The following is a 25,711-nucleotide window of genomic DNA, read 5'->3' as shown; positions in this document are numbered from 1 at the left end:
TTACAACTGCGGTTTTACAGTCAGTTTAATCGTACTCATTTGTTCATAAATCTCTGGATCTTCAGAAACAGGCAAGGTTGTCGCCTTCAATACCGCGTTCTGGGCTGAGCGACAAACGTTCGCATCGCCACGACCTGTGTCGACTGACTTAACGAACCCACTCGGTGCAACCCTGATAGTTAACTCACAAGACTTACCACGCATCGAGTCATCAACATTCCAGTTACGCTGAATAGTTTGCTGAATAAGTACCTGATACTTTTCAACTTCACTCATCACTTGTTGACGTCGTGCTGCCTGACGCCGGGCTCGTTCTTCTTCCATCTCTTTTTGCAATTGAGCTTCACGCTCTGCTGCTTCACGCTCCGCTTGCTCGCGCTTGCGGCGTTCTTCCTCGCGCTTCCGCCGCTCTTCTTCAGCTCGGCGCTCCGCCTCTTCTGCTTCGCGCCTACGCCGCTCCGCTTCTTTTGCGGCAGCTTCTGCTTTAGCTCTTTCCTGGGCTAACCGTTCCGCTTCTTTTTTCTCTCGCTCAGCCTGCTGTCTCGCTTTTTCAGCTTCCTGCCTTTCCAGCTCTTGCTGACGCTGAATCTCTTTTCTACGCTGCTCTTCTCGCTCACGAGCTTTACGAGCTTCCTCGGCCTGTCTTTCCAGTCTTTCTATTCGACGTTGCTCAGCCGCTTCTTGTTCCGCTTTTTTCTGTCGAATTTTATCGGCCTGTTGCTGTACTTTCGATTTATCAACAGTAACTGCGCTGACAATTTCCTCAGACATGTCGAGTTCGCTTTGATCAAGGTTAACTTCCATCGCTTCAGGCGTTGATGGTGTAAATTCAAAACTGATCAACAACACACCGGCTATCACGGCATGAATCGCAATCGAATATATCAGCGGTAAGGTTAAGCTATCTGATTTTGCCACAACTAATTATCCGACGAATCTGTCATTAAACCGACTGAAGGCACACCAGCTCTTTGCAGTAACACCATCAGCTGCACAATTTGGTTATACGATACCGCACCATCACCGTTCACCATTACGGGTGTATCGGGTTCAACTTGTAAATGCGCCGCAACCAGTGTTGCTAACTCGTCCGCCTGCATAGGCGTGTCCTTGCTATCACCCTGATTGAGGTAATACCGGCCTTCAGCATCAACTGACGCGACGAGTGGCGGTTTACTTTCCTCAGAAAGTGGCTCTGCGGTTGCTTTTGGTAAATCGACCTTAACACCCTGCGTAATTAATGGCGCTGTTACCATGAAAATAATAAGCAGAACCAACATCACGTCGATATAAGGAACCACATTAATTTCCGCAACCGGCTTACGACGCTTGCGCGGCATTACCATCATACCGTTTCGCCCTCTACTTTATTCTTGCCTGCCTGCGCCGAAGACTGACGTTGTAATATCGAGATGAATTCATCAATAAAGTTCATGTATTGATTATCAACTTTTTCAACGGTTGTCGTAAATCGGTTGTATGCAATAACGGCCGGTATAGCAGCGAAAAGACCCATAGCGGTAGCGATAAGTGCTTCAGCGATTCCCGGAGCAACCATAGCTAATGTTGCTTGCTGTACGGCACCTAAAGCGATAAAAGCGTTCATAATGCCCCAAACGGTTCCAAACAAGCCGATATAGGGGCTGATAGAACCAATGGTCGCAAGAATTCCCAGGTTATTATCTAACTTCTCAGTTTCTCTGGCGTGTGCAACACGCATTGCACGAAACGCACCTTCAAGCATTGTTTGTGTATTTGTCGTTGAATGGTTGCGCAGCCGGGCATACTCTTTAAAGCCGGCATGAAATAATAACTCCATACCTCGCGCATTTTTCGCACGGGCCGAAATTTCCTGATAAAGGCGAGCAAGATCGACGCCCGACCAAAAGCGGTCTTCAAATTTTAGCGCATCGTTTCGTGCTTGCTTCAGCACTTTCTTGCGCTGAAAAATTAGCACCCAGCCCCAGACTGACATCGCCAATAACATTACCATTACCAGCTTTACTAATAAGCTGGCCTGCATGAATAAATCAATAAACGATAACTCTGCTTGCACGCTTTAAACCCCTGACTGAATACGCGAAATTATCGGTTCCGGAATAGCAACAGCACGCATTGCCTGATTATCAATGCAAGCGGCTAAAACTGTTGCCTGGCAATGTACTCTGCCATCCTTCGCCAAAACTTTTTGTTCGAAAACCAATGAAGCTTTCTTTATTTGTGTAACTTTTACAGTCACATTCAACTCGGCATTAAACTTTGCTGCCAGTCGTAAATCGAGTTCGACCTTACGAACCACAAAAGCGATATTGTGAGCTAACCAAGTATCCTGTTCAATCCCTAACGATCGTAACCACTCTGTTCGTGCTCTTTCAATAAACTTGAGATAGTTGGCATAATAAACGATACCACCTGCATCCGTATCTTCGTAGTAAACACGAATCGGCCATTCAAAGTCACAATGAGACATTACCACCTCAAGTAAAGTTCCGAAAAGTTACTGTTGTGTAATATTTTGTAAAGAAGCCTTCAAAACTGTCACTGGTCACTTTATCAACAGACTTTTTTTTATGACAGTATTGAAACACAAAAATAACAACATGTTGTTTTTTATAAACTTTATTTCATTGTTATAAATATGTTGCGCTTTTTTTAGTCAACAAAAGCCAATTCCAGATTAGTTTTTTTAATTCGAACATCTAATTTTTCTTGTTTGATCAGAATCAGATTAACCTTATAATACTCAGCATATCAAAGACAAAGAGATTGGTTGTCACTTTTTCTGAGATTGTTTATTGAGTAATAGTTCCCTGGATTTAACTTCCTTCTTGTTGTTCTGTTTGCCCGCACATTGTGCGGGCTTTTTTTATTTCTCAGGCTTTAACCCAAAATGCTGATAAGCGCGTGGCGTAGCTATCCGGCCCCTGGGTGTTCGCTGTAAGAAGCCTTGTTGAATCAGGTAAGGTTCAAGCACATCTTCAATTGTATCTTTCTCTTCACCTATTGCCGCCGCCAAATTATCTAACCCTACGGGTCCACCGGTAAACTTTTCCATAATGGCTAATAACAGCTTCCGATCCATATAATCAAAACCAGCCTGGTCAACATCCACCATGGTTAAAGCTGCATTTGCAGTGGCTTCATCGACATCACCATTACCTCTGACCTCAGCGTAATCCCGTACTCGGCGCAAAAGTCGATTGGCGATACGAGGCGTACCTCTTGAGCGACGGGCTATCTCCCTTGCGCCTCCATCCAACATTCGGACATTCATAAAGTGAGCGGAGCGCGCTACGATGTCCGTTAATTCATTAACATCGTAAAACTCAAGACGTTGAACAATACCGAAACGATCCCTAAGTGGTGAAGTTAACGCTCCCGCCCGGGTCGTTGCACCAATTAACGTGAAAGGTGGTAAATCCAATTTGATAGAGCGGGCAGCCGGACCTTCGCCTATCATGATGTCCAGTTGGTAATCTTCCATGGCAGGATAGAGAATTTCTTCAACAACGGGACTCAGCCGATGAATCTCATCAATAAATAAAACATCGTGTGCTTCCAGGTTTGTCAATAGGGCCGCCAAGTCTCCGGCTTTTTCAAGAACAGGTCCTGACGTTGTTTTAATGCTGACATCCAACTCGTTAGCGACTATGTTTGCGAGTGTGGTTTTCCCCAACCCTGGCGGACCAAATATCAACAGATGGTCAAGAGCTTCCTGACGTTTACGCGCGGCCTCAATAAAAATGCCCATTTGCTCAACCACGTGCTTCTGGCCGGTATATTCCGCCAAAGCTTTGGGTCGTATAGCACGGTCAACGGCTTCATCTTCACCTTGTACATCGGGCTCAATGAGGCGTTGAGTGGGTATCTGATCGGCTTCAATCATTGGACTTCCTTACGACAGCTGTTTTAGCGCCAGTCGAATCAAGGTCTCGCTATTATGTTCTGCAGAGTACACCTTTTGTAAGGCTTTTTCAGCTTGATTTTCTTTATAGCCAAGAGCCTGTAAAGCACTCACCGCATCTGCGCGTGCATCTGCCGGGTGCTCTCTGGCGTCTGTCCCCTGGTTATCAAGCGGAGCGCTGTCAGTAAATGGTGTCGCGGGCTGCCAGTCTTTAAGACGGTCGCGCATTTCAATGACTAACCGCTCGGCGGTTTTCTTACCCACACCAGGAAGTTTCACCAGCCGGCTGACATCATTCTGGTTAACTGCAACAACGAACTCATCTGCCGACATACCCGATAAAATAGCCAATGCCAGTTTTGGACCTACCCCCTGAGTCTTTATCAGCAACCGAAACAATGAACGTTCGGAAGAGGAAATAAAGCCATAAAGTAACTGAGCATCTTCCCGCACCACAAAATGAGTGATGAGTTTAATCGTCTCGCCTACTGCGGGCAGTTGATAAAAACACGTCATTGGCAATTGAATTTCGTAACCAACGCCCTGCACATCAAGCACGACCTCAGGTGGTTGTTTACTGGTAAGTACGCCCTGAATATGACCTATCACTTCTGTACTCCATTAACGCAGACGCCCACGCACAGTTTTGCGCGCAGCACCTGCCATTTTTATCAAGTTTTGAGAGCTGTGAGCATGGCATAAGGCTACCGCTAACGCATCCGCTGCGTCTTCTTGCGGACACCGTTGCAAATTCAATAGTGCCATCACCATATGCTGCACCTGGGACTTCTCGGCACCGCCGTTCCCCACAACCGACTGCTTTATTTGGCGAGCAGAGTACTCTGCTACGGGAAGCTCAGCACAAGCAGCCGCTACTATTGCCGCGCCCCTGGCCTGTCCAAGCTTTAATGCCGAATCCGGGTTCTTTGCCATGAATACCTGCTCTATTGCAAACTCGTCAGGTTTAAACTGAGTGATTAATTCACTCACACTGTCGTGTATGCGGCGAAGTTTTTCGGCTAATGTCAGCGGCTCAGCGCGGCTTCCGATAACTTTTATACAGCCGCTGCCTAAATAGCTTAGCTGCCTACCGCGCTGTTCAATAACACCATACCCCGTTAACCTTGAGCCCGGGTCAATACCCAGAATAATGGCCACTTAGTCGTCCAGCCGTGCAATTATCTCATCTGAGATATCGGCGTTATGATAGACATTTTGAACGTCATCCAGGTCTTCAAGTGCATCCAGTAATTTTAAGAAGGTTCTTGCAGATTCTTCATCTAAGTCAACTCGAGTATCAGGCACCTGAGTCACTTCGGCGTTACTGGCTTCTAAATCTTTTTTATCCAGAGCGTCTTTTACGGAACCGAAATTTTCCGGTGAGGTCATGACATCGATACCGCTGCCCTCGTAGGTAATAAGATCTTCTGCACCAGCTTCAAGTGCGGGCTCCATGAGCTGCTCTTCGGTAACCTCTGCAGGGTAGCTAATCACGCCTTTCTTATTAAATAAGTAAGCAACCGAGCCATCTGTGCCCAAATTGCCTCCAAATTTAGTGAATGCATGACGAACATCGGAAACCGTTCTGTTTCGGTTGTCGGTCATGCACTCCAGCAATACAGCGACACCATTAGGGCCATAGCCTTCATAGGTCAGCTCATCAAGATTATCGCCTTCAAGATCACCAGAGCCGCGCTTTACTGCGGTATCTATGGTGTCGCGCTTCATGTTATTCGATAAGGCTTTATCGATAGCAGCACGTAAGCGAGGGTTGGTTTCAGGGTCTCCGCCCCCTTCACGAGCGGAAACCGTAATTTCACGTATTAATTTAGTAAAAATTTTGCCGCGCTTAGCATCCTGCGCGGCTTTTCGGTGCTTAATATTAGACCATTTGGAATGACCAGCCATATTTCACCCTTGTTGGTTATTCGTCTTCCTCTACCATACTTTTTACGCCCAACTCTTGCAATGCAGCAGGGTTTGCAGCGCCTGGCGCATCGGTAAGGACACAAGCTGCGGTCGTTGTTTTAGGAAAAGCGATAACATCACGAATTGAGGTTGCGCCAACCATCAACATAACCAGACGATCCAGACCAAAAGCTAGGCCAGCATGCGGCGGCGTACCGTACTTTAACGCTTCCAGGAGGAAGCCGAATTTTTCCTGAGCTTCGTCTTTTTCAATACCTAATACTTCAAACACCGCTTGCTGCATAGCGTTTTCGTGGATACGAACCGAACCACCACCTAACTCAACACCATTTAATACCATGTCATAGGCATTTGAAATAGCGGCTGCCGGGTTGGCTTTTAATTCTTCCGGAGTCACATTGACCGGTGCGGTGAAGGGGTGGTGTAACGCGGCCAGGCTGCCATCGTCAGCGACTTCGAACATTGGGAAGTCAACGACCCATAGCGGTTTCCACTCATTACTGACAAGTTCAAAGTCTTTACCTAACTTCAGGCGTAAAGCACCCAGAGCTTCAGCAACAACGTTCGCCTTATCGGCACCAAAGAACAAAACATCACCAGTTTGTGCTTCAGTGCGCTCTAGTAATGGCTCAATCACTTCATCCGGCAGGAACTTAAGAATAGGCGACTGTAACCCGTCACGGCCTGCACTGCGGTCATTCACTTTAATCCACGCCAGTCCTTTGGCGCCATAAATGCTGACAAATTGTGTGTATTCATCAATCATTTTGCGTGAAACGTTCTCAGCCTGCCCCGGTAAACGAATGGCAGCAACACGGCCATCTTCGTCATTCGCCGGACCAGAAAAGACTTTGAACTCAACGTCTTTTAAGACATCAGCAACATCCACCAACTCCAACGGGTTACGCAAGTCTGGCTTGTCACTACCAAAACGGCGCATGGCTTCATGCCAGGTCATGCTGGGGAATTCACCCAAGTCCACGTCAAGTAATTGTTTGAACAGATCACGAGCCATCTGCTCGGTAATTTGCATGACCTGCTCTGCACTCATGAACGAGGTTTCAATATCAATTTGAGTGAATTCAGGCTGACGGTCAGCACGCAAGTCTTCGTCGCGGAAGCATTTAACAATTTGGTAATAACGATCAAAGCCCGACATCATCAGCAGTTGTTTAAACAGCTGAGGGCTTTGCGGCAACGCGAAAAAGCGACCTTTGTGGGTACGGCTTGGCACCAGATAGTCTCGCGCACCTTCCGGCGTTGCACGCGTTAACATAGGGGTTTCAATATCCAGAAAACCACTGTCATCCAGAAAACGGCGCACCGCGCTGGTTACTTTCGCACGAAACTGCAATTTTTCATTCATTTGCGGACGACGTAAATCAAGGTAGCGATAACGCAGTCGTGCTTCTTCGCTCACTTGCTGGTTGAAGTCGATAGGGAGAGGTTCAGAGCGACTTAGAATTTCTAAATCGGTTGCCAGCAGTTCGACTTCGCCGGTAGCCATGTTTTTATTGACCTGGCTTTCCGGGCGACGGTTAACTTTACCACTTAAGCGAACGCAGAATTCCTGACGCAGGCTGTTTGCTGTCTCAAATAACGCTTTTTGGTCCGGGTCGAAAACGACCTGCAGCATCCCTTCACGGTCACGCAGATCAATAAAAATTAGGCCGCCTAAGTCACGGCGTTTATTGACCCAACCACATAGCGTGACCTCTTGTCCCGCCAATTCAGCATTTATTTGTCCACAGTAATGAGTTCGCATGCGCGTTTATCCTGCTAGCTGTTGCAATGAATGTTTTTACGAAGCGCAACATTATAGCGGACTGACGCCGAATGTCATCCGTCGTCGCCAGCCAGACGCACATCATTTTTACCAGCGGCCTTGGCACGGTACATCGCCTTGTCCGCCGAACGTAATAAATCGTCTGAGGTTAATCCATGCTGGGGGTAAAGGCTGACCCCAATAGACACACTGATATCCAGCGACTTTTTCTTCACTTTGTAGGGCTTCGCCAACTGCACAACTAGCTTACGCGATACCGCCAGTGCGGACCCAACATTATTCGCCGTCGGAAGAATCACTACGAACTCATCACCGCCATGACGACATACCGTATCTGATCGGCGTAAAAGACTGCTCATGCGGTGCGCAGCCTGTACCAGTAGCTCATCACCATAACTGTGACCAAAATCGTCGTTAATCTTTTTAAAACCATCGAGATCCAGAAACAGAACAGCGAATGGCTTTCCGGTTCTTTCGTTTTGACTTAAAGTCTGCTCCAGTCGGTCCTGCATTAAGTTTCTGTTGGGAAGACCCGTCAATTCATCGTGAGTTGCGATATGCCGAATTTGTCTTTCGGCAGCTTTGCGTAACTTAATTTCCTTACGCAGCCGACTGTTCCAGACCGCAAAGCTAACAATGATTAACAAAACAACTGAGCCCACTTTCATAGCAATGTCCAGAAGCTCTTTATTACTCCAGCCCTGCTCTAGCTCAAAACCATACCATTTCTGTTTAAGCTGACTTTTCTCACTTTCAGTAACTGAGTCAATACCACCATTCAGCGCCATAACCAGTGGCTTCCAGTCTTCCCTAACGCCTAAATAAAGCTCTTCACCCTGAGTATCGTCAATAACCGAAAGCTTTGCGCCCGGCAGAGGTCTTCGCTGCAGTTCGTAGACCAGCATAGGCAGACTGTCGACATAATAATCAACACCACTATTGCGTATTAAATTCAAACCTTCGCGAATTCCATCAACCTGAATAAGCTGAATACCTCTCAACTGAGACAACTGTGACTCTATGCTGTAGCCTTCAACCACACCAACTTTACTATCACTTAACTGATTTAAACCAATACTTCCCTCGCTAGCTTGTTGATTTACCGGGGAAATTGCAGCCCATGGCATTGACCAATAGCTTTGAGTAAAGTCCATAAACTGATTGCGTTCGACTGAGTATGACACACTGGTCAGAACATCAATTTCTTTCGCCTTGATGGCGTTCAGGCATTGCTGCCATGCCCCACAAGGTTTCCAAACAATTTCTACCGCCAAATCGCGAGTAAACTTTTCCAGTAAATCGACATCCAGACCTTCGGCTTTGCCATCTTCAAAAGACACCAAAGGCGCCAACTGATCGGGCACTCCGACACGAATTTCTTTATAGTCTTCCAGCCACCTCTCGGGTTGGCTGGCATAGCTACTCGATAACGTCACCGAAAATGCAGCGAAAAAGGCACTGACGATAGCCAAAACTCGATTCAATGTACTCTCCTCCCGGACTAATGGCCGAATTTTAGTCCAATATTGCCTGTGCGTCTGTCTCATTTATCGGTAAAATACCAATAAATCTAAGCCATTTATTGAATAAAAGTAGCTTTATGACGCAACACGACACGTTATTTGCAAAACCTTTACCCAGCATTTCCGACTTTTGTTTCGATCAACAAGTCGTGGAAGTCTTTCCGGATATGATAAACCGTTCGGTGCCGGGCTACTCAAGTATATTACAAACTCTGCCTCAATTGGTGAGCCGTTACGTTCAGCCAAATTCCAATTTGTACGATCTAGGGTGTTCTCTTGGCGCAGCTACACTTGCTATGCGCAAAGGTTGCGAACAGACAAGTCACTGCCGAATTATTGGTGTAGATAACTCCCAACCAATGATAGAGCGCGCAAGGTTACATTTGGAGGGTTTTAAAAGCCAGATCCCTGCAGAACTTCATTGTCAGGACTTAGCTGAAACCGACATTGAGAATGCTTCTGTGGTTGTATTAAACTTTACCCTACAGTTCATTCCACAAGAGAAGAGAAACGACATTATTCAACGTATCTTTGACGGCATGAACAACGGCGGAGCCCTGTTATTGGCAGAAAAGGTGCGCCACAGCGATGCTAATATGAATGATGTACTTGTCGATTTGCACCACAACTTTAAACGCGCTAATGGCTATAGCGAACTGGAAATCAGCCAAAAACGTGCAGCTATCGAAAATGTCATGAAGGTCGATACATTAGAAGACCATATGCAACGCTTTCAGGATGCAGGCTTTCGACACAGTACAGTCTGGTTCCAGTGCTTTAATTTTGCAGCAATGCTCGCGGTTAAATAAGGAATACTATGATCGATTTTAGCAAGGAGCTCCGTGCACTTCTGCAAAGCCCGCACGCTCAATGGCTCGATACCTTAGCGCCGCAACTTACCGCTTTTAAGAATAACCCTCACGGTAACTTAAAACGTTGGCAGCGCGTTCTACAGCAATTGCCCGAGTTAAACGCTGAACATACCGAGCTATCTGATACCATTCAGGTTGGTCACTCTGATGAGGCATCCGATGCCGACCGGGCTCGTTTAACGGGGTTACTCCAGCAGTTACAGCCCTGGCGCAAAGGTCCTTTCAACTTATTTGGTGTTTTTATTGACACCGAATGGCGTTCAGACTGGAAGTGGCAGCGCGTTGCACCTCATTTAGACGACTTAAATGGCCGTCAGGTACTGGATGTCGGATGTGGCAGTGGCTACCACTTGTGGCGCATGCTTGAAGCAGGTGCCGAAGCGGTTTGGGGCGTTGACCCCGGCGAGCTTTTTCTTATGCAATTTCGGGCTATTCGCCAACTGATGCCGTTGGCCTTACAACAGCGCGCACATTTTTTCCCGGTTGGTATTGAGCAAATGCCCGAGCTAAAAAGCTTCGACACCGTTTTTAGCATGGGCGTACTTTACCACCGCCGTTCACCCATCGACTTTTTGCAGCAGCTAAAAGGGTTAATTCGTCCTGGCGGCCAGCTGGTATTAGAAACCATCGTTGTTGAGGGTGACGAAACAACCGTGATGATGCCCGGTGAGCGATACGCACAGATGCGCAATGTATGGTTTCTGCCAAGTGCCCGTGCGCTATCTGTTTGGTTAGAGCGGCTCGGCTTTAAAGATATCGCTATTGTTGATCACAACACCACATCTTTAGACGAACAAAGACGAACGCAGTGGATGGCAGGAGAATCTTTAGCGGACTTTCTTGATCCAAATGACACCAATATGACTATTGAAGGTTACCAAGCACCGATTCGGGCGGTAATTACTGCCCGGGTTTAACGCCCACCGGAGTAGAATCTAAATGAGTGTTTATCGACCCAAGTCGACCATTGAACAATGGCGCATATTGCAAGCGGTCGTTGACTATGGCGGTTATGCCCACGCCGCTGAAGCCTTGAATAAAAGCCAGTCATCATTGAATCACGCGGTAGCAAAACTGCAACAAGTGGTTGGTGTTCAATTGCTTGAGGTCAAAGGCAGAAAGGCTCACTTAACCGCCGCTGGCGAGGTTTTACTGCGGCGTTCCCGTCAGCTAACTAACCTTACAGAAGAGATAGAACAGCTTGCTGATAACCTGGAACAAGGTTGGGAACCCGAAGTAAAGCTTGCTCTGGAAATGGTTTTTGACCGTAGTCAACTCATTCCTGTTCTTAACGAGTTTCAGCAGCTAAGTCGCGGCAGTCGTCTTCTCATTAACGACACAGTCTTAACCGGTACTGTAGAACAAATTCAGGAACAGACCGCCGATGTCGTGATCACTCATCATTTGCCCCGCGGATTTATTGGTGAGCCCATCAGTCAATACAGTATGGATCTCGTCTGTCACCCTGACCATCCGTTAGCTGACTTACCGCAACCTATTGATCAAAATGAATTGTCTCAGCACTTACAAATTGTTATTCAGGATACCGGCAGTAACCCGGTCGAAGATGAAGGCTGGTTGAAAGCTGAACAGCGTTGGACCGTCAGTCACTTCGATGAGGCTTTAAGGCTTATTCGCAACGGCCTCGGCTTCTGTTGGCTGCCACCTTATGTCGTTCAGGAGGATCTGGATTCCGGCAGACTGAGTCGCATAGAAATTGAAGGGAGCAGTTCGCGCAAAGGCAGCTTGTACATGGTACTGCCCAAAGCGGAGCAGACCGGTCCCTGTGCGAAAACTTTAGCGGAGCTGATACTCAAGCACCAGCCCCGCTGAGGCAATTATTTCAAAGACTTTATATAGGCTTTCATATCGTCACCCAAATCCGGGTGACGCAGTGCGTGCTCAACGAAAGCCTGAGCATAGCCTAGCTTATTACCGCAGTCGTGACTTTTTCCCTTCATGTAGTAAGCATTTACCGGCTGTTTTTCAAGCAACATTGCCATAGCATCGGTCAACTGAATTTCATTGCCGGCACCAACAGGCGTTTTTTCAAGCAGCGGCCATAAGTCAGCCGAGAAAACATAACGCCCGACAACAGCCAGATCAGATGGCGCTTCTTTAACCGGCGGTTTCTCAACTAACTGTGTAATTTCCGCTTGCTCACCCGGCTTAAGGTCTGCGCCATTAATATCTGCAATACCATAATTACTGACATCCTGTTGCGGCACCTTTTCAACCATTACCTGTGAATGACCACTTTCCTCAAAGTTTTTAACCATTTCAGCCAAATTATCTTTATTCAATTTACAGCTGGCTTCATCAACTAAAACATCGGGCAAAACAACCGCAAAAGGTTCGTCTCCAATTAAAGGACGAGCACAAAGAACCGCATGCCCCAGACCCTTAGCAACACCTTGACGGACATGCATAATAGTGGTTTTCTCTGGGCAAATAGCTTTAACCTCAGCCAGTAACTGACGTTTTACGCGCTGTTCTAAAGTCGTTTCCAGTTCAAAACTGGTATCAAAGTGGTTTTCTATGGAGTTTTTACTTGAGTGAGTCACTAAAATAACATCCGTCAGCCCTGCTGCTGCGCACTCTTCAACAATATATTGAATCAGCGGACGGTCCACTAAAGGTAACATCTCTTTCGGGATGGCTTTGGTAGCGGGTAACATCCGAGTTCCGAGCCCGGCTACTGGAATAACGACTTTTTTGACCATAACAGCTGTCCTTAAATTCTGTTCGCTTCAGAAGCGGAAGTTTATAACCTTTTCCCATGTTATAATGCAACCCAATTAACAAAATTCAAATGAAAGACTGACTATGGCTTTGTATTTTTCTTCGCGTAACATCCCGCAACTATCCCGGTACAGCTTTACTGAACGCGCTATGATTTTGTCCATGGCACAGGAAAAGATGCCGGTTCCCCGTCGCCTCATTTGCAATATGGCCAAACTGGTGCCTATTTGTCTTATTTTCTTCTTTATTGTCGAAGTTGAGGGATGGTGGAAAGTTCCTGCGTTGTTGGCCGCCGGTATTGGGTATCCATTATTTACTCAGCCCATTAATCTGAATATGTCATTACCTTATCTGGATAGAGCCATTAAGCAGTTTGAGGCACAGCACTCACAATAAGTTCGGTGCCCTGAAAAGCGCAGTGTAACTTGTGTAAATATTCAATTTTGTGCTCACGAAAGTTAGCGTGTTGCCAGATACCGAGAGCCAAATCAGGTTTAGCGCCCGGCTCAGGTTTAAATTTATCCCCGGCCTGAGCCCATACCCAACTGTGTTTTTGTGTATCCACCACGCCAACCAGAGTGTCGAATGCGGTTCTGACTTGTGAATGGCATAGTTCGTGGTTCAAGTGGCTTAATAACACGCCCGGCGACAGCAGAGTGTCATCATGGCCGGATAAATGTTGTCTTATCAGTGGATCAATCAATGTTTTTAATACCAGCAGCGGCAGCAAATTCTGCTCTGTCGCATTCTGCGCGGCAGCCATAATAACCAGCACTTTACCATCAGTTAAAGGCCTGTAGTCAACCCAAACCGGTGCTTGCCCAATATCATTAAAGCTACAGTCAAACCGGTAATCGTTAAGGCTTAAAACTCCGTCGGGGTGTAGCTCTTCTATCAGGCGGCCGACTATCAAGTCGTCCTGATAAAGGATGTCAATGTGTGCATCTAACTCCCAAACATCGTGCAGGTAGGTTTCTTCCAACTGATAACGGCGTAAGCAATGCTCAACCGCATTTTCAATAATATCCAGGCTTTGAATTGGTTTTACGAGATAGTCCCAGGCTCCCAGTCGCACGGCTTCGCGTATGTCTGACATTTTCTCCGAAGCGGAAATAACAATAATTGGAATGTGGGTGCAGACTTTTAGAAGTTGCTCAATGACCTCAAGGCCATCAATATCCGGCAGCTTTAAGTCACAAAGGACAATATCAGGACACTGGGTACGGCAAATTTCAATTCCCTCAATACCATTATCAGCACAGCACACATCGTATCCGTTCTTTTCCAGATACTGTCTGACAACAGACTGGAAGACGGGATCATCTTCAATTAGTGCGATGTGTGCTCGGGGCATGGTCTACTCTTTGCTTTGACTCATACCCTAAGCATTGTTCAGGAATGGCTAATCGTCAATAAGACTCATCGCCGGAATCGTCAGAGTCGTCGAATTCATCATCAGCGTCCCAGTCATCGTCGAAATCGTCAAAGTCATCGAAGTCTTCGTCTTCAAGCGGAGGGTTGCCATCAAAAACTTGGTCCTGCCAGCGCTGATAGTACACGTCTTTAACAAAAGAATAGGGGTCAAGAGAGTTTTCTAATACTCGCTCCTGTTCACGTAACCGCAGGCGCATTTCCAGACCTTTGATTGCGTAACGTGCAACATCCAGAGGCCAGCTTAAGAGAGGATACGGAAAGTACTGGCCATCGGCGTAATCACCACCGCGATCAACCACTACCGTAGGCCCCATGAGCGGCAGCATTAAATAAGGCCCTTCAGGCACCCCCCAGACTGCCAGTGTTTGCCCAAAGCTCTCTTCCCGCTTTGTCAAACCCATAGGTGTTGCAACGTCGAACAAACCCACTAAACCAACGGTGGAGTTCACAACAAAGCGGCCCAGAGAGATGCCGGCATCGGCTACTTTCCACTGCAGTAAGTTATTCACAAATGAAGACGGTTCTTCAAGATTCTCTACGGCTTGATACAAAGAAGTTCGAATTGGCTGCGGAATATATTCATAGGTTTCCGCTGCAGGCTTTATAACCGCTTTGTCTACATCGCGGTTGAACTCCCACATTCCCCGGTTAAAATCTTCAAACGGGTCACGAGGGTCTGCATAAGGGTCGTCTGGTGTTGACGAACACCCCGCCGTTAGTAGAGAAACAAGTAGTAACAATCCATATTTTTTCATTCTTCAATCCGGCTTGATAAGGTCAAAGTTAATTCGGCTGAACCGTCAGCATTTATAGTGACTCTTTCTGCTTCAAGATCACCCGCTTGTCGATCTATTTTCTCGTCTTGCGAAATACGTGCATGCACCTGCCATTGATCGAGGTCGCTCATCTTATAATCAGGTAGCATGGCGTTTTGATTGGACAAAGTTACAGTAACCGGAAACTCGCTGACTGGTTGGCGAACGACGGCAGCCGGTATAGGCTGTTCCATTCCCGTTACATAAACAAAGAGCGTGCCATTCTCCGGCAGGTGATGGCGCATGTTATCACTTAACGTCACCCTAACCTGTAATTGCACCTCGGCTTTTTCCTGCTGCTCTTTAGCGTTGTCTAACGCGTTGACTACAGCCTGATATCGCTCGGAAGTTTTCGGCAACCGTTCTTTTAGTAACTCCCAGGCACTGATTGCCTGTGCCCAGTCCTGACGTTCAAAAGCAACAAAGCCCAGTAAAGATAGAGCCTCGATATTGTCCGGGTCTTGCTTTAATGCTCGAGCTAGCAGACGAGCTGCTTTAGGCTGACCATCTTCAGCACCTGACATCAATAGAAAACGGCTATAGCTGACTAACGTATTAACCCTATTGGGCTCAATTTGCAGTGACTTCTGGAATGCTTCATCAGCATCCTCTCCGGCTCCTAAATCAACCATTATGCCCGCGTAAATCCACCAGGCAATGGCGTCCTCTGGTTCACGCATCAGCTTCTGTCGCAGGCCTAATGCAAAGGTATTTAAATCTTCTCGACTGGCTTGTTGGTTCTGTTGCTGCAGTAAAGTCTTGCCTAATTCCGGAAGTTGCCTGCGTGCATCTTCCGCCTGTAGTTGTAGTTGCCAACTTCCAAAAGCCCAGTAAAGACCAGCAGAAACAACCAACAACAAAACAATAGGCAATGCCACAGGAGCCCGGTGCCAGTGAACGTTTTCTTCAACATCCTGGCTGTCATTCAAAAACGTTTTGTCCAATTCTTGCTTTGCGTGCTGATAATCTTCATCAGGCAGGTCATATTGAGAGCGCTCTTCTTCAAGCTCGGCCAGACGTTGTTCATACCAGCGTTGGTTTTCATCCTGCCGCTTGTGATAACGGCGTTGCTTGCCTGTTGCCAGTAAGACGAAAACTACGGCAACGAGCAACATCAACAACATTAATAACCATAAACTACTCATCGCGCGACTTCCTCAGTTGCTCTAAACGCTCACGCTCTTCCTGTGTTAATTCCACTGCAGCTTTTTTCTTTCGGGTCAGTGCTATCGCTGTGCCCACACCAATAACCAGAATTAATAATGGTCCCCACCATAAAATGCTGGTCACTTTCGTAAACGGAGGTTGGTAGTGAACAAAGTCACCATAACGCGCGATCATAAAGTTGATAATCTCTTCTCTCGATTTGCCTTCTTTCAGCATCTGATATGTGCGATCGCGCATATCTTCAGCTAAAGGGGCATTAGAGTCGGCGATATTCTGATTCTGGCACTTAGGACAGCGCAATTCTTTTATCAGCTGACGATAGGTCTCATGTTGTTGCTCGTTTTCGAACTGGCGAGTGTTCTCATCTTCCGCGGAAACAAAAGAAACCATCAAAAAAGCAGTCATTAAAGCCAATAGAGGTGTGCGTATCATTTCGCTTCCTCCACCAACTGCTGATAAATTCCCTGCAGTTTACTCGACCAATTACGTTCATTCACATCGCCCACGTGGCGATATCGGATAACACCTTTATGATCAATAAAGTAGGTTTCCGGCGCCCCATAGACACCAAAATCAAAGGCAATTTCGCCTTCAGGGTCGAACAGGTTAACGGTATAAGGGTCGCCCAGCGTGTTCAGCCAATTAATCGCTTTTTCCCTGGAGTCGTCTTTATAATTGAGACCAACAATAGGAATCCCCTTAGCCGCCAACTCATTTAGAAACTCATGTTCAGCCCGGCAAGTAGGACACCAGGTTGCCCATACATTCATCAGTAGCGGACCGTCATGAAGTACAGACTGGTCATAAGTAATATCAGTATCATAAAGGTCTTTCGCCTGAAACTGCGGCACGGGGTCATCGACCAGTGCGGAATCCAGCTCCGTCGGGTCACTACCTAAACCTTTCAGTAAGAAAAGCACAAGACCTGCAAACAAAACCAACGGCCCAAACAGAATCAACCAACGAAACTTAGTCATCGGCTGCCTCCTTTTTACTGCGCTTTCTATAGCGCTTGTCGGCCAACGCCATAGCGCCACCAATGGCCATAATAATGGCACCGAGCCATATCCAGCGCACAAAAGGTTTTATATAAAAGCGAATTGCCCAGGTTTCGTCATCTAAGGGCTCACCCATGGCAATGTAAATATCACGTAATAGACTGGCATCGAGACCGACTTCGGTCATGCTGGTGCGCTGAACTCGGTAGAAGCGTTTTTCACTCGTTAACTGAGTAATTTGTTCTCCGTCCTGATACACCGTAAACAAGCCTTCATCTGCGTCGTAGTTAGGCCCTTCTCGATGTTCCAGCCTCTCGAATACCACCTGGTAGTCCATAACGTCCGCTGATTGGCTCGGGGCGATCGCAATATCGCGCTCTTGCTCGTAGTGCGATACCAGACTAATACCAATCAGTGTTACAGCAAACCCTAAATGTCCAAGCACCATTCCCCAGTGACTACCGGAGATCTTAGTAAGCCCCGATAAGCCTTGCTTGCGTTGCTTCACGGTTTGCTGAACTTCCGTTAGAGTCGCAAGCGCTACCCAGAAGGCAAGAAACAAAGCAATAACAACCATCGCAGGAAGCTCATCAGCCCAAATTTTAGGTAACGCATACGCCAGAACAATAGCTATCGATAACGCCAACGCCAGCGGTTTTAAAAGCGGCTTCATAGCCTGACGGCGCCAGCGCATTAAAGGCCCCAGGCCGAGCATTAACGCAAATGGAATAACCAGCCAGCTATAGAGTTCATTAAAGAAAGGCTCGCCAATTGAAATGGTACCCAGCCCTATTTCTTTATGAACCAGCGGTAACATGGTTCCTAAAAACACCACCACCATGGCTGCCATTAACAGTACGTTATTACCCAAAAGCATGACTTCGCGAGAGAGCAATTCGTAACGACTGTAACTTTGCATTTTGCCGGCACGCAGTCCGTATAAAATCAAAGAGCCGCCAACAACCAGCCCCAGCAGAACCAGAATAAACAGACCACGAGTGGGGTCAGAAGCAAAGGCGTGTACTGAAACGAGAACGCCTGAGCGCACCAGGAATGTCCCCAGTAAACTTAAGCTAAAGGCAGAAATTGCCAATAAAACGGTCCAGGATTTAAAACTACCCCGCTTCTCAGTTACTGCTAACGAGTGCAACAATGCGGTTCCTACCAGCCATGGCATAAAGCTCGCATTTTCGACCGGGTCCCAGAACCACCAGCCACCCCAGCCAAGCTCGTAATAAGCCCACCAGCTACCAATAGCAATACCCAGCGTCAGAAAAATCCACGCGGCGAGTGTCCAGGGACGAGACCAGCGCGCCCAGGCGGCATCAAGTTTACCCGACAATAGTGCGGCTATAGCAAACGCAAAAGCAACTGAAAATCCGACATAACCCATGTACAACAACGGCGGATGAATGATCATCCCCGGATCCTGCAATAACGGGTTTAAGTCTCTTCCATCAACGGGAATTAATGGCAAACTGCGATCAAAGGGGTTAGACACCGTGATCATGAACAGGTAAAAGCCAATGCTAATCAAACCCAGAATAGCTAACACACGAGCTATCATTGGTAGCGGCATAGAGCGGGAGAATATCGCAACGGCAGCTATCCAGCCGGCCTGCATTAGCATCCATAACAGGAACGACCCTTCATGAGAGCCCCATACAGCCGTTACCCGATACACGACCGGTAGTTGGCTATTTGAGTTAGCAGCAACATAAGCAATACTAAAGTCGTTAGTAACAAAGCCTGCGACAAGTAAAGCAAAGGCAATAGCGGTAAAGAAGAACTGGCCATAGGCAAAAGGACGGGCTAGTGACATCATACCGCCGTTACCTTTTGCCGCGCCCCATAACGGGTAAACCGCCAGTAATACTGAAAAAGCCAGAGCAATGGCTATGGCAAGATGTCCTGCTTCAGCAATCATTGCTCGCCGCCCTCTTCAACTTTATTGGGGTTAACGTGCTTTATGCCTTTCATCTGCTCCGCAAGCTCCGGTGGCATATATTCTTCGTCATGCTTAGCTAATACTTCGCTGGCTTTTAACACCGTTGGCTCTATCAGTTCGCCTTGCGCGACAATGCCCTGACCTTCGCGGAATAAGTCCGGCAAAATACCCTGATACAGCACCGTAACTTCGGGCCCAATGTCAGTAATTTCAAAGGAGACTTCCAGAGTTTCGCGGTTACGCTCGACGGAACCTTCAACCACCATACCGCCTACCCGGATGCGCTGACCAACCTGCGGCTTCTGTTTGTCTTTGCCCTTGCCTTCTACCAACTCAGTTGGTGTATAAAACAGGTCAATACTTTGACTTAGGGCATACAACATAAGCCCGGTTGCAACAGATACCCCAATGACTAAAACAGCCACCCAGGTTAAGCGCTTTTTACGTCTTGGATTCATTACCGTCTCCTACTTCTGCACGGCTTGCTTTGCGTCTTGCTAAACGCTCTTGACGCTGCTGTAACTGCTTGCTTTTCTTAGCCAGCTGTCGTTTTGCTAATAAAGTTTCAAGCGCAACACCAGCCAGCACGACAAAACTGAGAAAGAATGACAACCAGACATAAAGTCCATAACCACCCATTGCGACAAAGTCGGTGAAGCTGTCAAAAGCCATTAGTCCTGCTCCAGTCGTTGTTGTGCCCATGGACGATGTAATTCATGTCTGAGTATCTCATTTTTTAACCGCATCATCACTAGTGAAACCGTTAAAAAAGCAAAGCCTGCAAGGCATATCAGTAAAGGTATAAGCATACTGGTCGCTATTGAAGGCCGCTCGAATTTCGTAATGGTGGCGCCTTGATGCAAGGTGTTCCACCATTCCACAGAAAAATGAATAATCGGTAAGTTAATAACCCCTACCAGAGACAGTATTGCCGCAGCTTTTGCCCCTGTTCTGGCGTCATCAAAGGCGAAATACAGAGCCATGACACCAACATAAAGAAACAGCAGAATGAGTTCAGAGGTCAGTCGCGCATCCCATACCCACCAGGTTCCCCACATCGGTTTACCCCAGATAGCCCCGGTAAGCAAAGCAACCACTGTCAACGCAGCACCGACCGGAGCTATGGCCGGAATAGACCACTCCGCGGTCTTAATCTGCCAGATAAGAGCAATAGCCCCCATTATCGCCATACCCATGTACGCACCCATAGAGAAAATAGCGGAAGGCACGTGCAGAAAAATGATTCGATAGCTGTCGCCCTGTTGGTAGTCACCCGGAGCAAACGCCAGCCCCCAGATAACACCTGTAACCAGGGTCACTAATGTCAGAGCTACGAACCAAGGGAGCAGTTTCTGCAATAAATGGTAAGTTGCTTCCGGTTTTGCATAGGGGTGTAACCATCGCCACATATTAATTTACACTCATTCTAATGCCCGCTGCGACAGCCAGCGGAGCCAATGTTACGGTTAAAACAGAAATTGCCGCCAGTATCGCTAACTGGCCATGAACTGCAAGCCCCATCGACGCATTTTCCACCGCAGCTGTGGCAAATATCAATAAAGGAATAAAGAGCGGAATGAGGATTAAACTCACCAGCGAGCTACCGCGCTGAACTTGTAAGGTCAGCGCCGCACCAATAGCGCCTAAAGCACTTAACGCCGGTGTGCCCAACAATAAAGTTAATGCCAGTGCCCACCAGCCTTGCAACGGTAAACTCAGCAGCAATGCCAGCACGGGTGACAAAATAACTAAGGGTAAGCCGCTTAACAACCAGTGTACGGCCATTTTTGCCGTCACAGTAAAAGCCAAAGGCTGGGGCAACAAGCATAGTTGCTCCAATGTACCGTCCTGGAAATCATCGCGGAACAGCCGTTCAAGACCCAGTAAGCTGGCTAATAATGCCGCGACCCAAATAATACCCGGTGCAATGCGGGCTAAAATATCCGGTCCTGGACCAATGCCCAGGGGGAACAAAGTCACAACCATCAACAGAAAAAGTAACGGGTTCAGTGCGTCACTGCGCCGCCGTGCCGCTATGCGAAGATCGCGCTTTAGCAAGGTCACCCAAATTTGTCGGCTCGATAACTGGCTCATAGTATTTCCCCCTGATATTCCAGTGACAGTTTTTCAGGGGTCAGATCAGAAAGGGTCAGCGACTGGTGCGAAGTAAAAATGATAGTACCGCCGTTTTGTATATGCTCGACAAAGCGCTGCTGCAACAAAGCAATTCCCTGCACGTCGAGTGCAGTGAAAGGTTCGTCCAGGATCCAAAGTGAAGCCTGCGTAGCCCACAGCCGGGTTAAAGCGACCCGCCTTTGCTGCCCTGCCGATAAACGGGCTGTCAGTTCATCCTCTAAACCGAGTAAACCGAGCTTTTCAAGTAGCTCCCAGGCGTCGATATCTTCGGTCGAAGACAATTGTTGCTGCCAGTGAAAGTTTTCACGGGCACTTAATTCGCCTTTGACGGCGGCCTTATGACCAATGAACAAAAGTTGTTCGCAATACTCTGACCAGTTATGACTTAATGGCTTGCCGTAAAACGACACAAGACCATTTGACGGCGCTAATAAGCCTGTCAGAATGCGTAACAGTGAGGACTTGCCAGCTCCGTTAGGTCCGCTGACTTGCCACAACTGACCAGCACTTACCGAAAAGTTGAGATTTTCAAACAATACTCGCCCACCACGGATTGAGCTTAACTGCTCTGCGTGCAATAGTGGACTATTGGTGGAAGCAACCTGTGTCATGCGGATTTTACAACCGAAACCTTACTGGTAAGCTGACGCAAATGCCCACGATTCTACCATAAAATTTAGGTAAAGCGCATGGCTGATATTAAGCAACTGCTACAACAAATGATGGCATCACCGGAACGGACTTTAGCTCGTGCCGAACAACAGCAATTATCCAGTCTCATGCGTATTTTTAATAGTGGGGCCGATACACCGAAAACCAATAATATGCCATCTGCGCCTTCGGCTAACATTCAACAGGGCCAAACGGTATCAGCTACCACCAACAATTCACCTTTAGTTCAGGCCAGCACTGCAAAATTACTCGCTAAACTACTGGTTCAAATTAGTTTACCCGTAACTTATGAACCGGCAAAAGGCGGACAGCAACCAGCGCGTATTCAGGGCAACAACTGGCAGTGGCCGAATCCACCTAAGAATTTACAACCCCAGTTGACTGCCCCCGCAAAATTGCAGCTAACCATTACCCAGCCGGATCCCAAGCTACCGGTTGTGCAGTTAAGCCTGAATACCACCGGTAATGCGAAGCCGGTTGCCGTTGCAGAAATACCGTTAACACAGTTACCGGCCAAGTTGGTTAAAGCCTTTGTTGAACAGGGAAAAGTTGCAACCGTGCAGCTACCGGTTAAACCTCAACCTATTTCGCAGTCAGCCGTTCAAACAGCTCCTGCAGCTAAAGTCGATAGCCAGCCGGGCAGCCAAAGCAACTTAAACTTGCAGGCAGCGCAAAAATTAACGGTGCCTGTTGCCAGTGGGCTGGCAATCAAACAGGCTCAACAACTGACCCCAAAGCAATTTCAGCAAGCCCTGCAGAGCTTTATACCTGAAAATATCAGGCCTAAGCTCTTTACTCAGCCAACGGTTGAAGGGCTACAACAAACACCCCCGCGGCTGTCTGCTGATGCAATGCGAGAAGCCACTCAGTCGCCACCGAAAGCCCTGCAGCAGCTTTTATTGAAGGTGTTGCAGCAAATGCCTGCTCCGGAGTCTATGCAACGCCCACAAGCGCTACAGAGTTGGGTTAGTGACTGGTTTGCCGCACGCCCGGTCAGTGCCCAGCCCAGTCAGCAAATGGGCAGCCTGGGGCAAATGCTGATGACGCTGCTGGGGCTGGCTATGCAACAAAAGCCTGAAACAACAACGGTCAATAACTCAGCCCCCAGAGCCTTGCCTAACCAGTTTACTCAAGCGCTGATACAGCAGGTACTTAACCCAGCTCCGGAAAATGCCGGAGAGGTTCGTGAGCGCATAAATGCGCTGTTACAACAGCTGCCACAACAGCAATTGCAGCGACTACTGCAACTCTTTACCGGCATTCTGAATTCAGCGCAAAGCAGTCAGGCACGGCTGCAGGAGTCGGCTCCGCAGCAACCGGAATATTACATTTTGCTACCGGCCGACACACAAAAGCCGCAGCAACATGAGCTTCTTATTCGCCGGGAGAAGGACAGTAACAACAAAGAAAACAGCGGCCGTACTTTATGGTTATTTACTCTGCGCTTCGAATTAGATAGCACAGGCCCTCTGTTGGTCAAAGGTCGCTACCACCCTCAGGGCTCTTCAGTTGACTTCTATACTGAAACTAAAACAGCGCAAAAAGTGGTGGAAAGTCATGTCGAAAAGCTCGAGAAAAGACTGGAAGAATTAGAAGTAAACAGCGTTAAACTTCGGGTTCAGCAAGGCAAAATTCCAGACAACCTAGCGCAGCAGCACAGTGGCATTATTCGGGTGACAGTATGAGTGAGAAAAAAGAAAAGCAGGCAATAGGACTGTCGTACGACGGCTTTAATGCGCCCAAGGTAATCGCTCGCGGTTTCGACGAGCTAGCGGAAGAAATCATCGCCGTAGCTAAAGAGCACGGAGTTTTAGTGCACGAAGATCCGCTCTTGTCAGATTCACTGGCAAAGCTCAATGTAGGCGATGAAATTCCCAGAGAGCTTTACATTATTATCGCCGAAATTATTGCTTTCGCCTATCTGTTGGATGGCAAGTTCCCAAGGCAATGGGAAGAAGGTTAATACGAAGCTACGCGCCTTTTTTATGCAAGGAAATGAGCAACTCCGCTTCGGCCTGAGGTAAGTCACACTCCTGCATCAGTTCCTCTGCACTGGCACCACTGGCAACCAGCTTAGCCGCGCGCTGATAAAGCTTACTGCCCGGGTCCTGCTCCGCCACTTCCTGTAATTTCTGCTGCAACTGTTGTTGCTCGTCATTTAGCTGTGCAACCTGCTGTTGCAATTGAGCAACCACCTGCTGTTGGGCAAAGTCAGATTTAGATGATGCTTCTGGCTGCTGTTTAAACTGCTCACGCAGCGATAAAACTTCACTGGCCGTTTCTGTCAGCATTAATAAGCGCTGCTGCTGACGCTCTATTAACTCAGCCTGCCGCCGCGAAGTAATAACCACGGCGACTAACGCAATAAGCGCCAGCCCAAGAGCCAGCGCTGAAATAACAAATAACCAGTTCGTCATGAATTAACCCAGACGGGAAATTTCATCCCATTCTTCATCGGTTAGCATTTTGTCCAAATCGACTAAAATCAGTAATTCACCATCGCGGTTACTGACACCCTGAATAAAGCGGGCACTTTCATCGGTGCCAACATTTGGTGCGCTGTCAATTTCTGACGTTTTCAGGTAGACAACCTCAGCCACGCTATCGACCAGTATACCAATCACCTGCTGTTCAGACTCAATAATGACGATACGAGAGTTGTCGGTGACTTCGGTTGTTTGCAGACCAAAACGCAGACGCGTATCAATAACGGTAACGACATTCCCGCGCAAGTTGATAATGCCTAATACATAGTTAGGTGCGCCAGGTACCGGAGCAATTTCGCTGTAGCGCAGCACTTCCTGAACCTGCATTACATTGATACCGTAAGTTTCCTGCTCCAGCTGGAATGTTACCCACTGCAGAACTTCGTCATTACTATCAACGTCAGTTTCATTCTTGATAGCGCGATTGTCTTTACTCATGTCTTACTCCGCCATGCGTTATTAATCTTGCTGGATATGTCCCAGACCTTTATCCAGAAGTGTAATCAATGCGTTAACATCGAGCAATGCACACATTCTGTCACGGACAACCCCGGCAAGCCAGGGTCGCTTGTTATTCGTCTCTTTACGCCACTGAATTGAATGCGGCTGCAAAGGTTCGCTGGTAACCAGCTCTTCACACAACAAGCCCCACGGGCTGTCGTTTAGTGTAATCAAGTACTGATAGTCTAAACTCTCTTCCAGCTCAGGCGTGCATTTCTCAGGCATAACCCAGCGAGCCGTATCGACCACCTGAAGCTTGTTGTCTCGTTCGGTCATAATACCGCGGAACCATTTCGGTTTACCCATCAACGGGCTAATTTTGCCCAATTGATGAATACCGCCAAGACTTTTCAATGGTACTGCCAGTGTCAGTCCGGCTACTTTAAAAAACAGAGCCTGAAAATCGTGTTCCATGTACTCAGACATCGCGTCGGGGAGAGGCTCTGCCTGTATATCCAGTTCTTCAGTAACTTCCGCTTCAGTTTCTGTTTCGTTATCTATTTCAGCAGCCGATGAATCATCGGTTACTGTTTCGGTCGAGGTATCCACTTCCGTGGAAACTTCAACTTCCGGCTCTGTATAGATATCGTCAGCTTTTACAGAAACTAAAGGTAATAAATCCTGTTCGCGATTCAGACTAACGGTTTCTTTCTCAGATACCGCCTGAATTTTCGGCGCGGCCTGTGCAAGCAGTCGTTTTACCGGCTCGTTATCGAACTCAACCGTTTCTTCCTCGAGCAATAAAGCGTCGAGGTATTCGGCCATTGCCGCTTCACTGTTATCGCGTTTCATGTTCAT

The 25,711-nt window shown here is 47.6% G+C and carries 31 protein-coding genes; 6 read left to right on the top strand and 25 right to left on the bottom strand.

Annotated features, from left to right (window positions below; all coding sequences use genetic code 11):
* From tolA to K5X84_RS03670, 10 genes are all read right to left on the bottom strand, one after another.
* Positions 1-918 carry a cell envelope integrity protein TolA gene (tolA, locus tag K5X84_RS03715; RefSeq protein WP_244994822.1) on the bottom strand — a complete coding sequence of 306 codons (918 nt, stop codon included), beginning with the start codon at positions 916-918 and terminating at the stop codon, positions 1-3.
* A 2-nt stretch (positions 919-920) separates the two neighbouring features.
* The gene (tolR, locus tag K5X84_RS03710; protein ID WP_054486855.1) at positions 921-1,349 is read right to left on the bottom strand and encodes a protein TolR; all 429 of its coding nucleotides are present in this window, start codon (positions 1,347-1,349) and stop codon (positions 921-923) included.
* Entirely contained in the window at positions 1,346-2,056 is a 711-nt protein-coding gene (gene tolQ, locus K5X84_RS03705; RefSeq protein ID WP_054486853.1) for a protein TolQ, read from the bottom strand. Before tolQ ends, tolR begins: the two co-directional genes overlap by 4 nt.
* 3 nt (positions 2,057-2,059) lie before the next feature.
* Entirely contained in the window at positions 2,060-2,470 is a 411-nt protein-coding gene (gene ybgC / locus K5X84_RS03700) for a tol-pal system-associated acyl-CoA thioesterase (protein WP_054486850.1), read from the bottom strand.
* 396 nt (positions 2,471-2,866) lie between these two features.
* Positions 2,867-3,886 carry a Holliday junction branch migration DNA helicase RuvB gene (ruvB, locus tag K5X84_RS03695; RefSeq protein WP_054486848.1) on the bottom strand — a complete coding sequence of 340 codons (1,020 nt, stop codon included), beginning with the start codon at positions 3,884-3,886 and terminating at the stop codon, positions 2,867-2,869.
* Between the two features lie 9 nt (positions 3,887-3,895).
* Positions 3,896-4,513, bottom strand: a complete 618-nt coding sequence (gene ruvA, locus K5X84_RS03690; protein ID WP_199493046.1) for a Holliday junction branch migration protein RuvA — start codon at positions 4,511-4,513, stop codon at positions 3,896-3,898.
* Between the two features lie 12 nt (positions 4,514-4,525).
* Entirely contained in the window at positions 4,526-5,062 is a 537-nt protein-coding gene (ruvC, locus tag K5X84_RS03685) for a crossover junction endodeoxyribonuclease RuvC (RefSeq protein ID WP_054486844.1), read from the bottom strand.
* Positions 5,063-5,812, bottom strand: coding sequence for a YebC/PmpR family DNA-binding transcriptional regulator (locus K5X84_RS03680; protein ID WP_054486842.1), 750 nt, complete (start codon positions 5,810-5,812; stop codon positions 5,063-5,065).
* Between the two features lie 16 nt (positions 5,813-5,828).
* Entirely contained in the window at positions 5,829-7,598 is a 1,770-nt protein-coding gene (aspS, locus tag K5X84_RS03675) for an aspartate--tRNA ligase (protein ID WP_054486840.1), read from the bottom strand.
* A gap of 74 nt (positions 7,599-7,672) precedes the next feature.
* Positions 7,673-9,103 carry a diguanylate cyclase domain-containing protein gene (locus K5X84_RS03670; protein WP_244994821.1) on the bottom strand — a complete coding sequence of 477 codons (1,431 nt, stop codon included), beginning with the start codon at positions 9,101-9,103 and terminating at the stop codon, positions 7,673-7,675.
* 116 nt (positions 9,104-9,219) lie between these two features.
* On the opposite strand from K5X84_RS03670, the gene cmoA reads away from it, so the two are divergent.
* The 3 genes from cmoA to K5X84_RS03655 are packed head-to-tail and all read left to right on the top strand — an operon-like array spanning position 9,220 to position 11,847.
* On the top strand, positions 9,220-9,951 hold the full coding sequence (cmoA, locus tag K5X84_RS03665; protein WP_054486838.1) for a carboxy-S-adenosyl-L-methionine synthase CmoA: 732 nt from the start codon (positions 9,220-9,222) through the stop codon (positions 9,949-9,951).
* A gap of 8 nt (positions 9,952-9,959) precedes the next feature.
* Positions 9,960-10,931 (top strand): tRNA 5-methoxyuridine(34)/uridine 5-oxyacetic acid(34) synthase CmoB, encoded by a 972-nt coding sequence (cmoB, locus tag K5X84_RS03660; protein WP_222236709.1) that lies wholly within the window; start codon positions 9,960-9,962, stop codon positions 10,929-10,931.
* Positions 10,932-10,953: 22 nt separating this feature from the next.
* Complete coding sequence (locus tag K5X84_RS03655) at positions 10,954-11,847, top strand: LysR family transcriptional regulator (RefSeq protein ID WP_222236708.1); 894 nt, start codon at positions 10,954-10,956, stop codon at positions 11,845-11,847.
* Between the two features lie 5 nt (positions 11,848-11,852).
* On the opposite strand, the gene galU is transcribed toward K5X84_RS03655, so the two are convergent.
* On the bottom strand, positions 11,853-12,737 hold the full coding sequence (gene galU, locus K5X84_RS03650; RefSeq protein WP_054486831.1) for a UTP--glucose-1-phosphate uridylyltransferase GalU: 885 nt from the start codon (positions 12,735-12,737) through the stop codon (positions 11,853-11,855).
* Positions 12,738-12,840: 103 nt separating this feature from the next.
* On the opposite strand from galU, the gene K5X84_RS03645 reads away from it, so the two are divergent.
* Entirely contained in the window at positions 12,841-13,152 is a 312-nt protein-coding gene (locus tag K5X84_RS03645) for a DUF6170 family protein (protein ID WP_199493051.1), read from the top strand.
* On the opposite strand, the gene K5X84_RS03640 is transcribed toward K5X84_RS03645, so the two are convergent.
* Genes K5X84_RS03640 through ccmA form a run of 11 tightly spaced genes read right to left on the bottom strand, consistent with a single transcriptional unit; the run spans position 13,121 to position 21,865 of the window.
* Positions 13,121-14,110 (bottom strand): response regulator, encoded by a 990-nt coding sequence (locus K5X84_RS03640; protein WP_199493053.1) that lies wholly within the window; start codon positions 14,108-14,110, stop codon positions 13,121-13,123. The two genes, K5X84_RS03645 and K5X84_RS03640, sit on opposite strands and share 32 nt — an antisense overlap.
* A gap of 55 nt (positions 14,111-14,165) precedes the next feature.
* Complete coding sequence (locus K5X84_RS03635; protein ID WP_199493055.1) at positions 14,166-14,945, bottom strand: MlaA family lipoprotein; 780 nt, start codon at positions 14,943-14,945, stop codon at positions 14,166-14,168.
* Positions 14,942-16,150: a c-type cytochrome biogenesis protein CcmI gene (ccmI, locus tag K5X84_RS03630; RefSeq protein WP_222236707.1), complete on the bottom strand. Its 1,209-nt coding sequence runs from the start codon at positions 16,148-16,150 to the stop codon at positions 14,942-14,944. The genes K5X84_RS03635 and ccmI overlap by 4 nt, the downstream gene beginning before the upstream one ends.
* The gene (locus K5X84_RS03625; RefSeq protein WP_222236706.1) at positions 16,143-16,604 is read right to left on the bottom strand and encodes a cytochrome c-type biogenesis protein; all 462 of its coding nucleotides are present in this window, start codon (positions 16,602-16,604) and stop codon (positions 16,143-16,145) included. The genes ccmI and K5X84_RS03625 overlap by 8 nt, the downstream gene beginning before the upstream one ends.
* Positions 16,601-17,149, bottom strand: coding sequence for a DsbE family thiol:disulfide interchange protein (locus tag K5X84_RS03620; RefSeq protein WP_222236705.1), 549 nt, complete (start codon positions 17,147-17,149; stop codon positions 16,601-16,603). The genes K5X84_RS03625 and K5X84_RS03620 overlap by 4 nt, the downstream gene beginning before the upstream one ends.
* A complete protein-coding gene (locus K5X84_RS03615; RefSeq protein ID WP_222236704.1) occupies positions 17,142-19,097 on the bottom strand; it encodes a heme lyase CcmF/NrfE family subunit in 1,956 nt (651 codons plus the stop codon). The genes K5X84_RS03620 and K5X84_RS03615 overlap by 8 nt, the downstream gene beginning before the upstream one ends.
* Positions 19,094-19,576 carry a cytochrome c maturation protein CcmE gene (gene ccmE, locus K5X84_RS03610; RefSeq protein ID WP_054486815.1) on the bottom strand — a complete coding sequence of 161 codons (483 nt, stop codon included), beginning with the start codon at positions 19,574-19,576 and terminating at the stop codon, positions 19,094-19,096. Before ccmE ends, K5X84_RS03615 begins: the two co-directional genes overlap by 4 nt.
* Positions 19,560-19,790, bottom strand: a complete 231-nt coding sequence (gene ccmD / locus K5X84_RS03605) for a heme exporter protein CcmD (RefSeq protein ID WP_054486812.1) — start codon at positions 19,788-19,790, stop codon at positions 19,560-19,562. The genes ccmE and ccmD overlap by 17 nt, the downstream gene beginning before the upstream one ends.
* The gene (locus tag K5X84_RS03600; protein ID WP_054486810.1) at positions 19,790-20,527 is read right to left on the bottom strand and encodes a heme ABC transporter permease; all 738 of its coding nucleotides are present in this window, start codon (positions 20,525-20,527) and stop codon (positions 19,790-19,792) included. The genes ccmD and K5X84_RS03600 overlap by 1 nt, the downstream gene beginning before the upstream one ends.
* 1 nt (position 20,528) lies before the next feature.
* Entirely contained in the window at positions 20,529-21,212 is a 684-nt protein-coding gene (gene ccmB / locus K5X84_RS03595) for a heme exporter protein CcmB (RefSeq protein WP_054486809.1), read from the bottom strand.
* Complete coding sequence (gene ccmA, locus K5X84_RS03590) at positions 21,209-21,865, bottom strand: cytochrome c biogenesis heme-transporting ATPase CcmA (protein WP_054486807.1); 657 nt, start codon at positions 21,863-21,865, stop codon at positions 21,209-21,211. The genes ccmB and ccmA overlap by 4 nt, the downstream gene beginning before the upstream one ends.
* Positions 21,866-21,943: 78 nt before the next feature.
* Here ccmA and K5X84_RS03585 point away from each other — a divergent pair, with 78 nt between their 5' ends.
* Both K5X84_RS03585 and K5X84_RS03580 read left to right on the top strand, forming a co-directional pair.
* A complete protein-coding gene (locus tag K5X84_RS03585) occupies positions 21,944-23,611 on the top strand; it encodes a flagellar hook-length control protein FliK (protein WP_222236703.1) in 1,668 nt (555 codons plus the stop codon).
* Complete coding sequence (locus K5X84_RS03580) at positions 23,608-23,889, top strand: EscU/YscU/HrcU family type III secretion system export apparatus switch protein (protein ID WP_054486803.1); 282 nt, start codon at positions 23,608-23,610, stop codon at positions 23,887-23,889. The genes K5X84_RS03585 and K5X84_RS03580 overlap by 4 nt, the downstream gene beginning before the upstream one ends.
* A gap of 7 nt (positions 23,890-23,896) precedes the next feature.
* Here K5X84_RS03580 and K5X84_RS03575 read toward each other — a convergent pair whose 3' ends face one another.
* The 3 genes from K5X84_RS03575 to K5X84_RS03565 are packed head-to-tail and all read right to left on the bottom strand — an operon-like array spanning position 23,897 to position 25,711.
* Positions 23,897-24,343: a DUF2802 domain-containing protein gene (locus tag K5X84_RS03575; RefSeq protein ID WP_222236702.1), complete on the bottom strand. Its 447-nt coding sequence runs from the start codon at positions 24,341-24,343 to the stop codon at positions 23,897-23,899.
* A gap of 3 nt (positions 24,344-24,346) precedes the next feature.
* Positions 24,347-24,850 carry a chemotaxis protein CheW gene (locus K5X84_RS03570; RefSeq protein ID WP_054486799.1) on the bottom strand — a complete coding sequence of 168 codons (504 nt, stop codon included), beginning with the start codon at positions 24,848-24,850 and terminating at the stop codon, positions 24,347-24,349.
* 21 nt (positions 24,851-24,871) lie between these two features.
* A complete protein-coding gene (locus K5X84_RS03565) occupies positions 24,872-25,711 on the bottom strand; it encodes a chemotaxis protein CheW (protein WP_222236701.1) in 840 nt (279 codons plus the stop codon).

The organism is Idiomarina abyssalis, from assembly GCF_019797805.1.
Lineage (GTDB): Bacteria > Pseudomonadota > Gammaproteobacteria > Enterobacterales > Alteromonadaceae > Idiomarina > Idiomarina abyssalis.
Note: the sequence above shows the minus strand (reverse complement) of the source record. Positions and strands in the feature narration are given on the sequence as shown.

Excerpts from the sequence above, each read along its gene's own strand:
- K5X84_RS03580 (WP_054486803.1), top strand. The coding sequence starts at position 23,608 with ATGAGTGAGAAAAAAGAAAAGCAGGCAATAGGACTGTCGTACGACGGC.
- K5X84_RS03615 (WP_222236704.1), bottom strand. The coding sequence starts at position 19,097 with ATGATTGCTGAAGCAGGACATCTTGCCATAGCCATTGCTCTGGCTTTT.
- ccmE (WP_054486815.1), bottom strand. The coding sequence starts at position 19,576 with ATGAATCCAAGACGTAAAAAGCGCTTAACCTGGGTGGCTGTTTTAGTC.
- K5X84_RS03625 (WP_222236706.1), bottom strand. The coding sequence starts at position 16,604 with ATGATACGCACACCTCTATTGGCTTTAATGACTGCTTTTTTGATGGTT.
- ybgC (WP_054486850.1), bottom strand. The coding sequence starts at position 2,470 with ATGTCTCATTGTGACTTTGAATGGCCGATTCGTGTTTACTACGAAGAT.
- ccmA (WP_054486807.1), bottom strand. The coding sequence starts at position 21,865 with ATGACACAGGTTGCTTCCACCAATAGTCCACTATTGCACGCAGAGCAG.
- ccmI (WP_222236707.1), bottom strand. The coding sequence starts at position 16,150 with ATGAGTAGTTTATGGTTATTAATGTTGTTGATGTTGCTCGTTGCCGTA.
- K5X84_RS03655 (WP_222236708.1), top strand. The coding sequence starts at position 10,954 with ATGAGTGTTTATCGACCCAAGTCGACCATTGAACAATGGCGCATATTG.
- K5X84_RS03585 (WP_222236703.1), top strand. The coding sequence starts at position 21,944 with ATGGCTGATATTAAGCAACTGCTACAACAAATGATGGCATCACCGGAA.
- ccmB (WP_054486809.1), bottom strand. The coding sequence starts at position 21,212 with ATGAGCCAGTTATCGAGCCGACAAATTTGGGTGACCTTGCTAAAGCGC.
- aspS (WP_054486840.1), bottom strand. The coding sequence starts at position 7,598 with ATGCGAACTCATTACTGTGGACAAATAAATGCTGAATTGGCGGGACAA.
- K5X84_RS03680 (WP_054486842.1), bottom strand. The coding sequence starts at position 5,812 with ATGGCTGGTCATTCCAAATGGTCTAATATTAAGCACCGAAAAGCCGCG.
- K5X84_RS03565 (WP_222236701.1), bottom strand. The coding sequence starts at position 25,711 with ATGAACATGAAACGCGATAACAGTGAAGCGGCAATGGCCGAATACCTC.
- ruvB (WP_054486848.1), bottom strand. The coding sequence starts at position 3,886 with ATGATTGAAGCCGATCAGATACCCACTCAACGCCTCATTGAGCCCGAT.
- tolR (WP_054486855.1), bottom strand. The coding sequence starts at position 1,349 with ATGATGGTAATGCCGCGCAAGCGTCGTAAGCCGGTTGCGGAAATTAAT.
- galU (WP_054486831.1), bottom strand. The coding sequence starts at position 12,737 with ATGGTCAAAAAAGTCGTTATTCCAGTAGCCGGGCTCGGAACTCGGATG.
- cmoA (WP_054486838.1), top strand. The coding sequence starts at position 9,220 with ATGACGCAACACGACACGTTATTTGCAAAACCTTTACCCAGCATTTCC.
- K5X84_RS03575 (WP_222236702.1), bottom strand. The coding sequence starts at position 24,343 with ATGACGAACTGGTTATTTGTTATTTCAGCGCTGGCTCTTGGGCTGGCG.
- K5X84_RS03640 (WP_199493053.1), bottom strand. The coding sequence starts at position 14,110 with ATGCCCCGAGCACACATCGCACTAATTGAAGATGATCCCGTCTTCCAG.
- cmoB (WP_222236709.1), top strand. The coding sequence starts at position 9,960 with ATGATCGATTTTAGCAAGGAGCTCCGTGCACTTCTGCAAAGCCCGCAC.
- K5X84_RS03600 (WP_054486810.1), bottom strand. The coding sequence starts at position 20,527 with ATGTGGCGATGGTTACACCCCTATGCAAAACCGGAAGCAACTTACCAT.
- ccmD (WP_054486812.1), bottom strand. The coding sequence starts at position 19,790 with ATGGCTTTTGACAGCTTCACCGACTTTGTCGCAATGGGTGGTTATGGA.
- K5X84_RS03570 (WP_054486799.1), bottom strand. The coding sequence starts at position 24,850 with ATGAGTAAAGACAATCGCGCTATCAAGAATGAAACTGACGTTGATAGT.
- K5X84_RS03620 (WP_222236705.1), bottom strand. The coding sequence starts at position 17,149 with ATGACTAAGTTTCGTTGGTTGATTCTGTTTGGGCCGTTGGTTTTGTTT.
- K5X84_RS03635 (WP_199493055.1), bottom strand. The coding sequence starts at position 14,945 with ATGAAAAAATATGGATTGTTACTACTTGTTTCTCTACTAACGGCGGGG.
- K5X84_RS03645 (WP_199493051.1), top strand. The coding sequence starts at position 12,841 with ATGGCTTTGTATTTTTCTTCGCGTAACATCCCGCAACTATCCCGGTAC.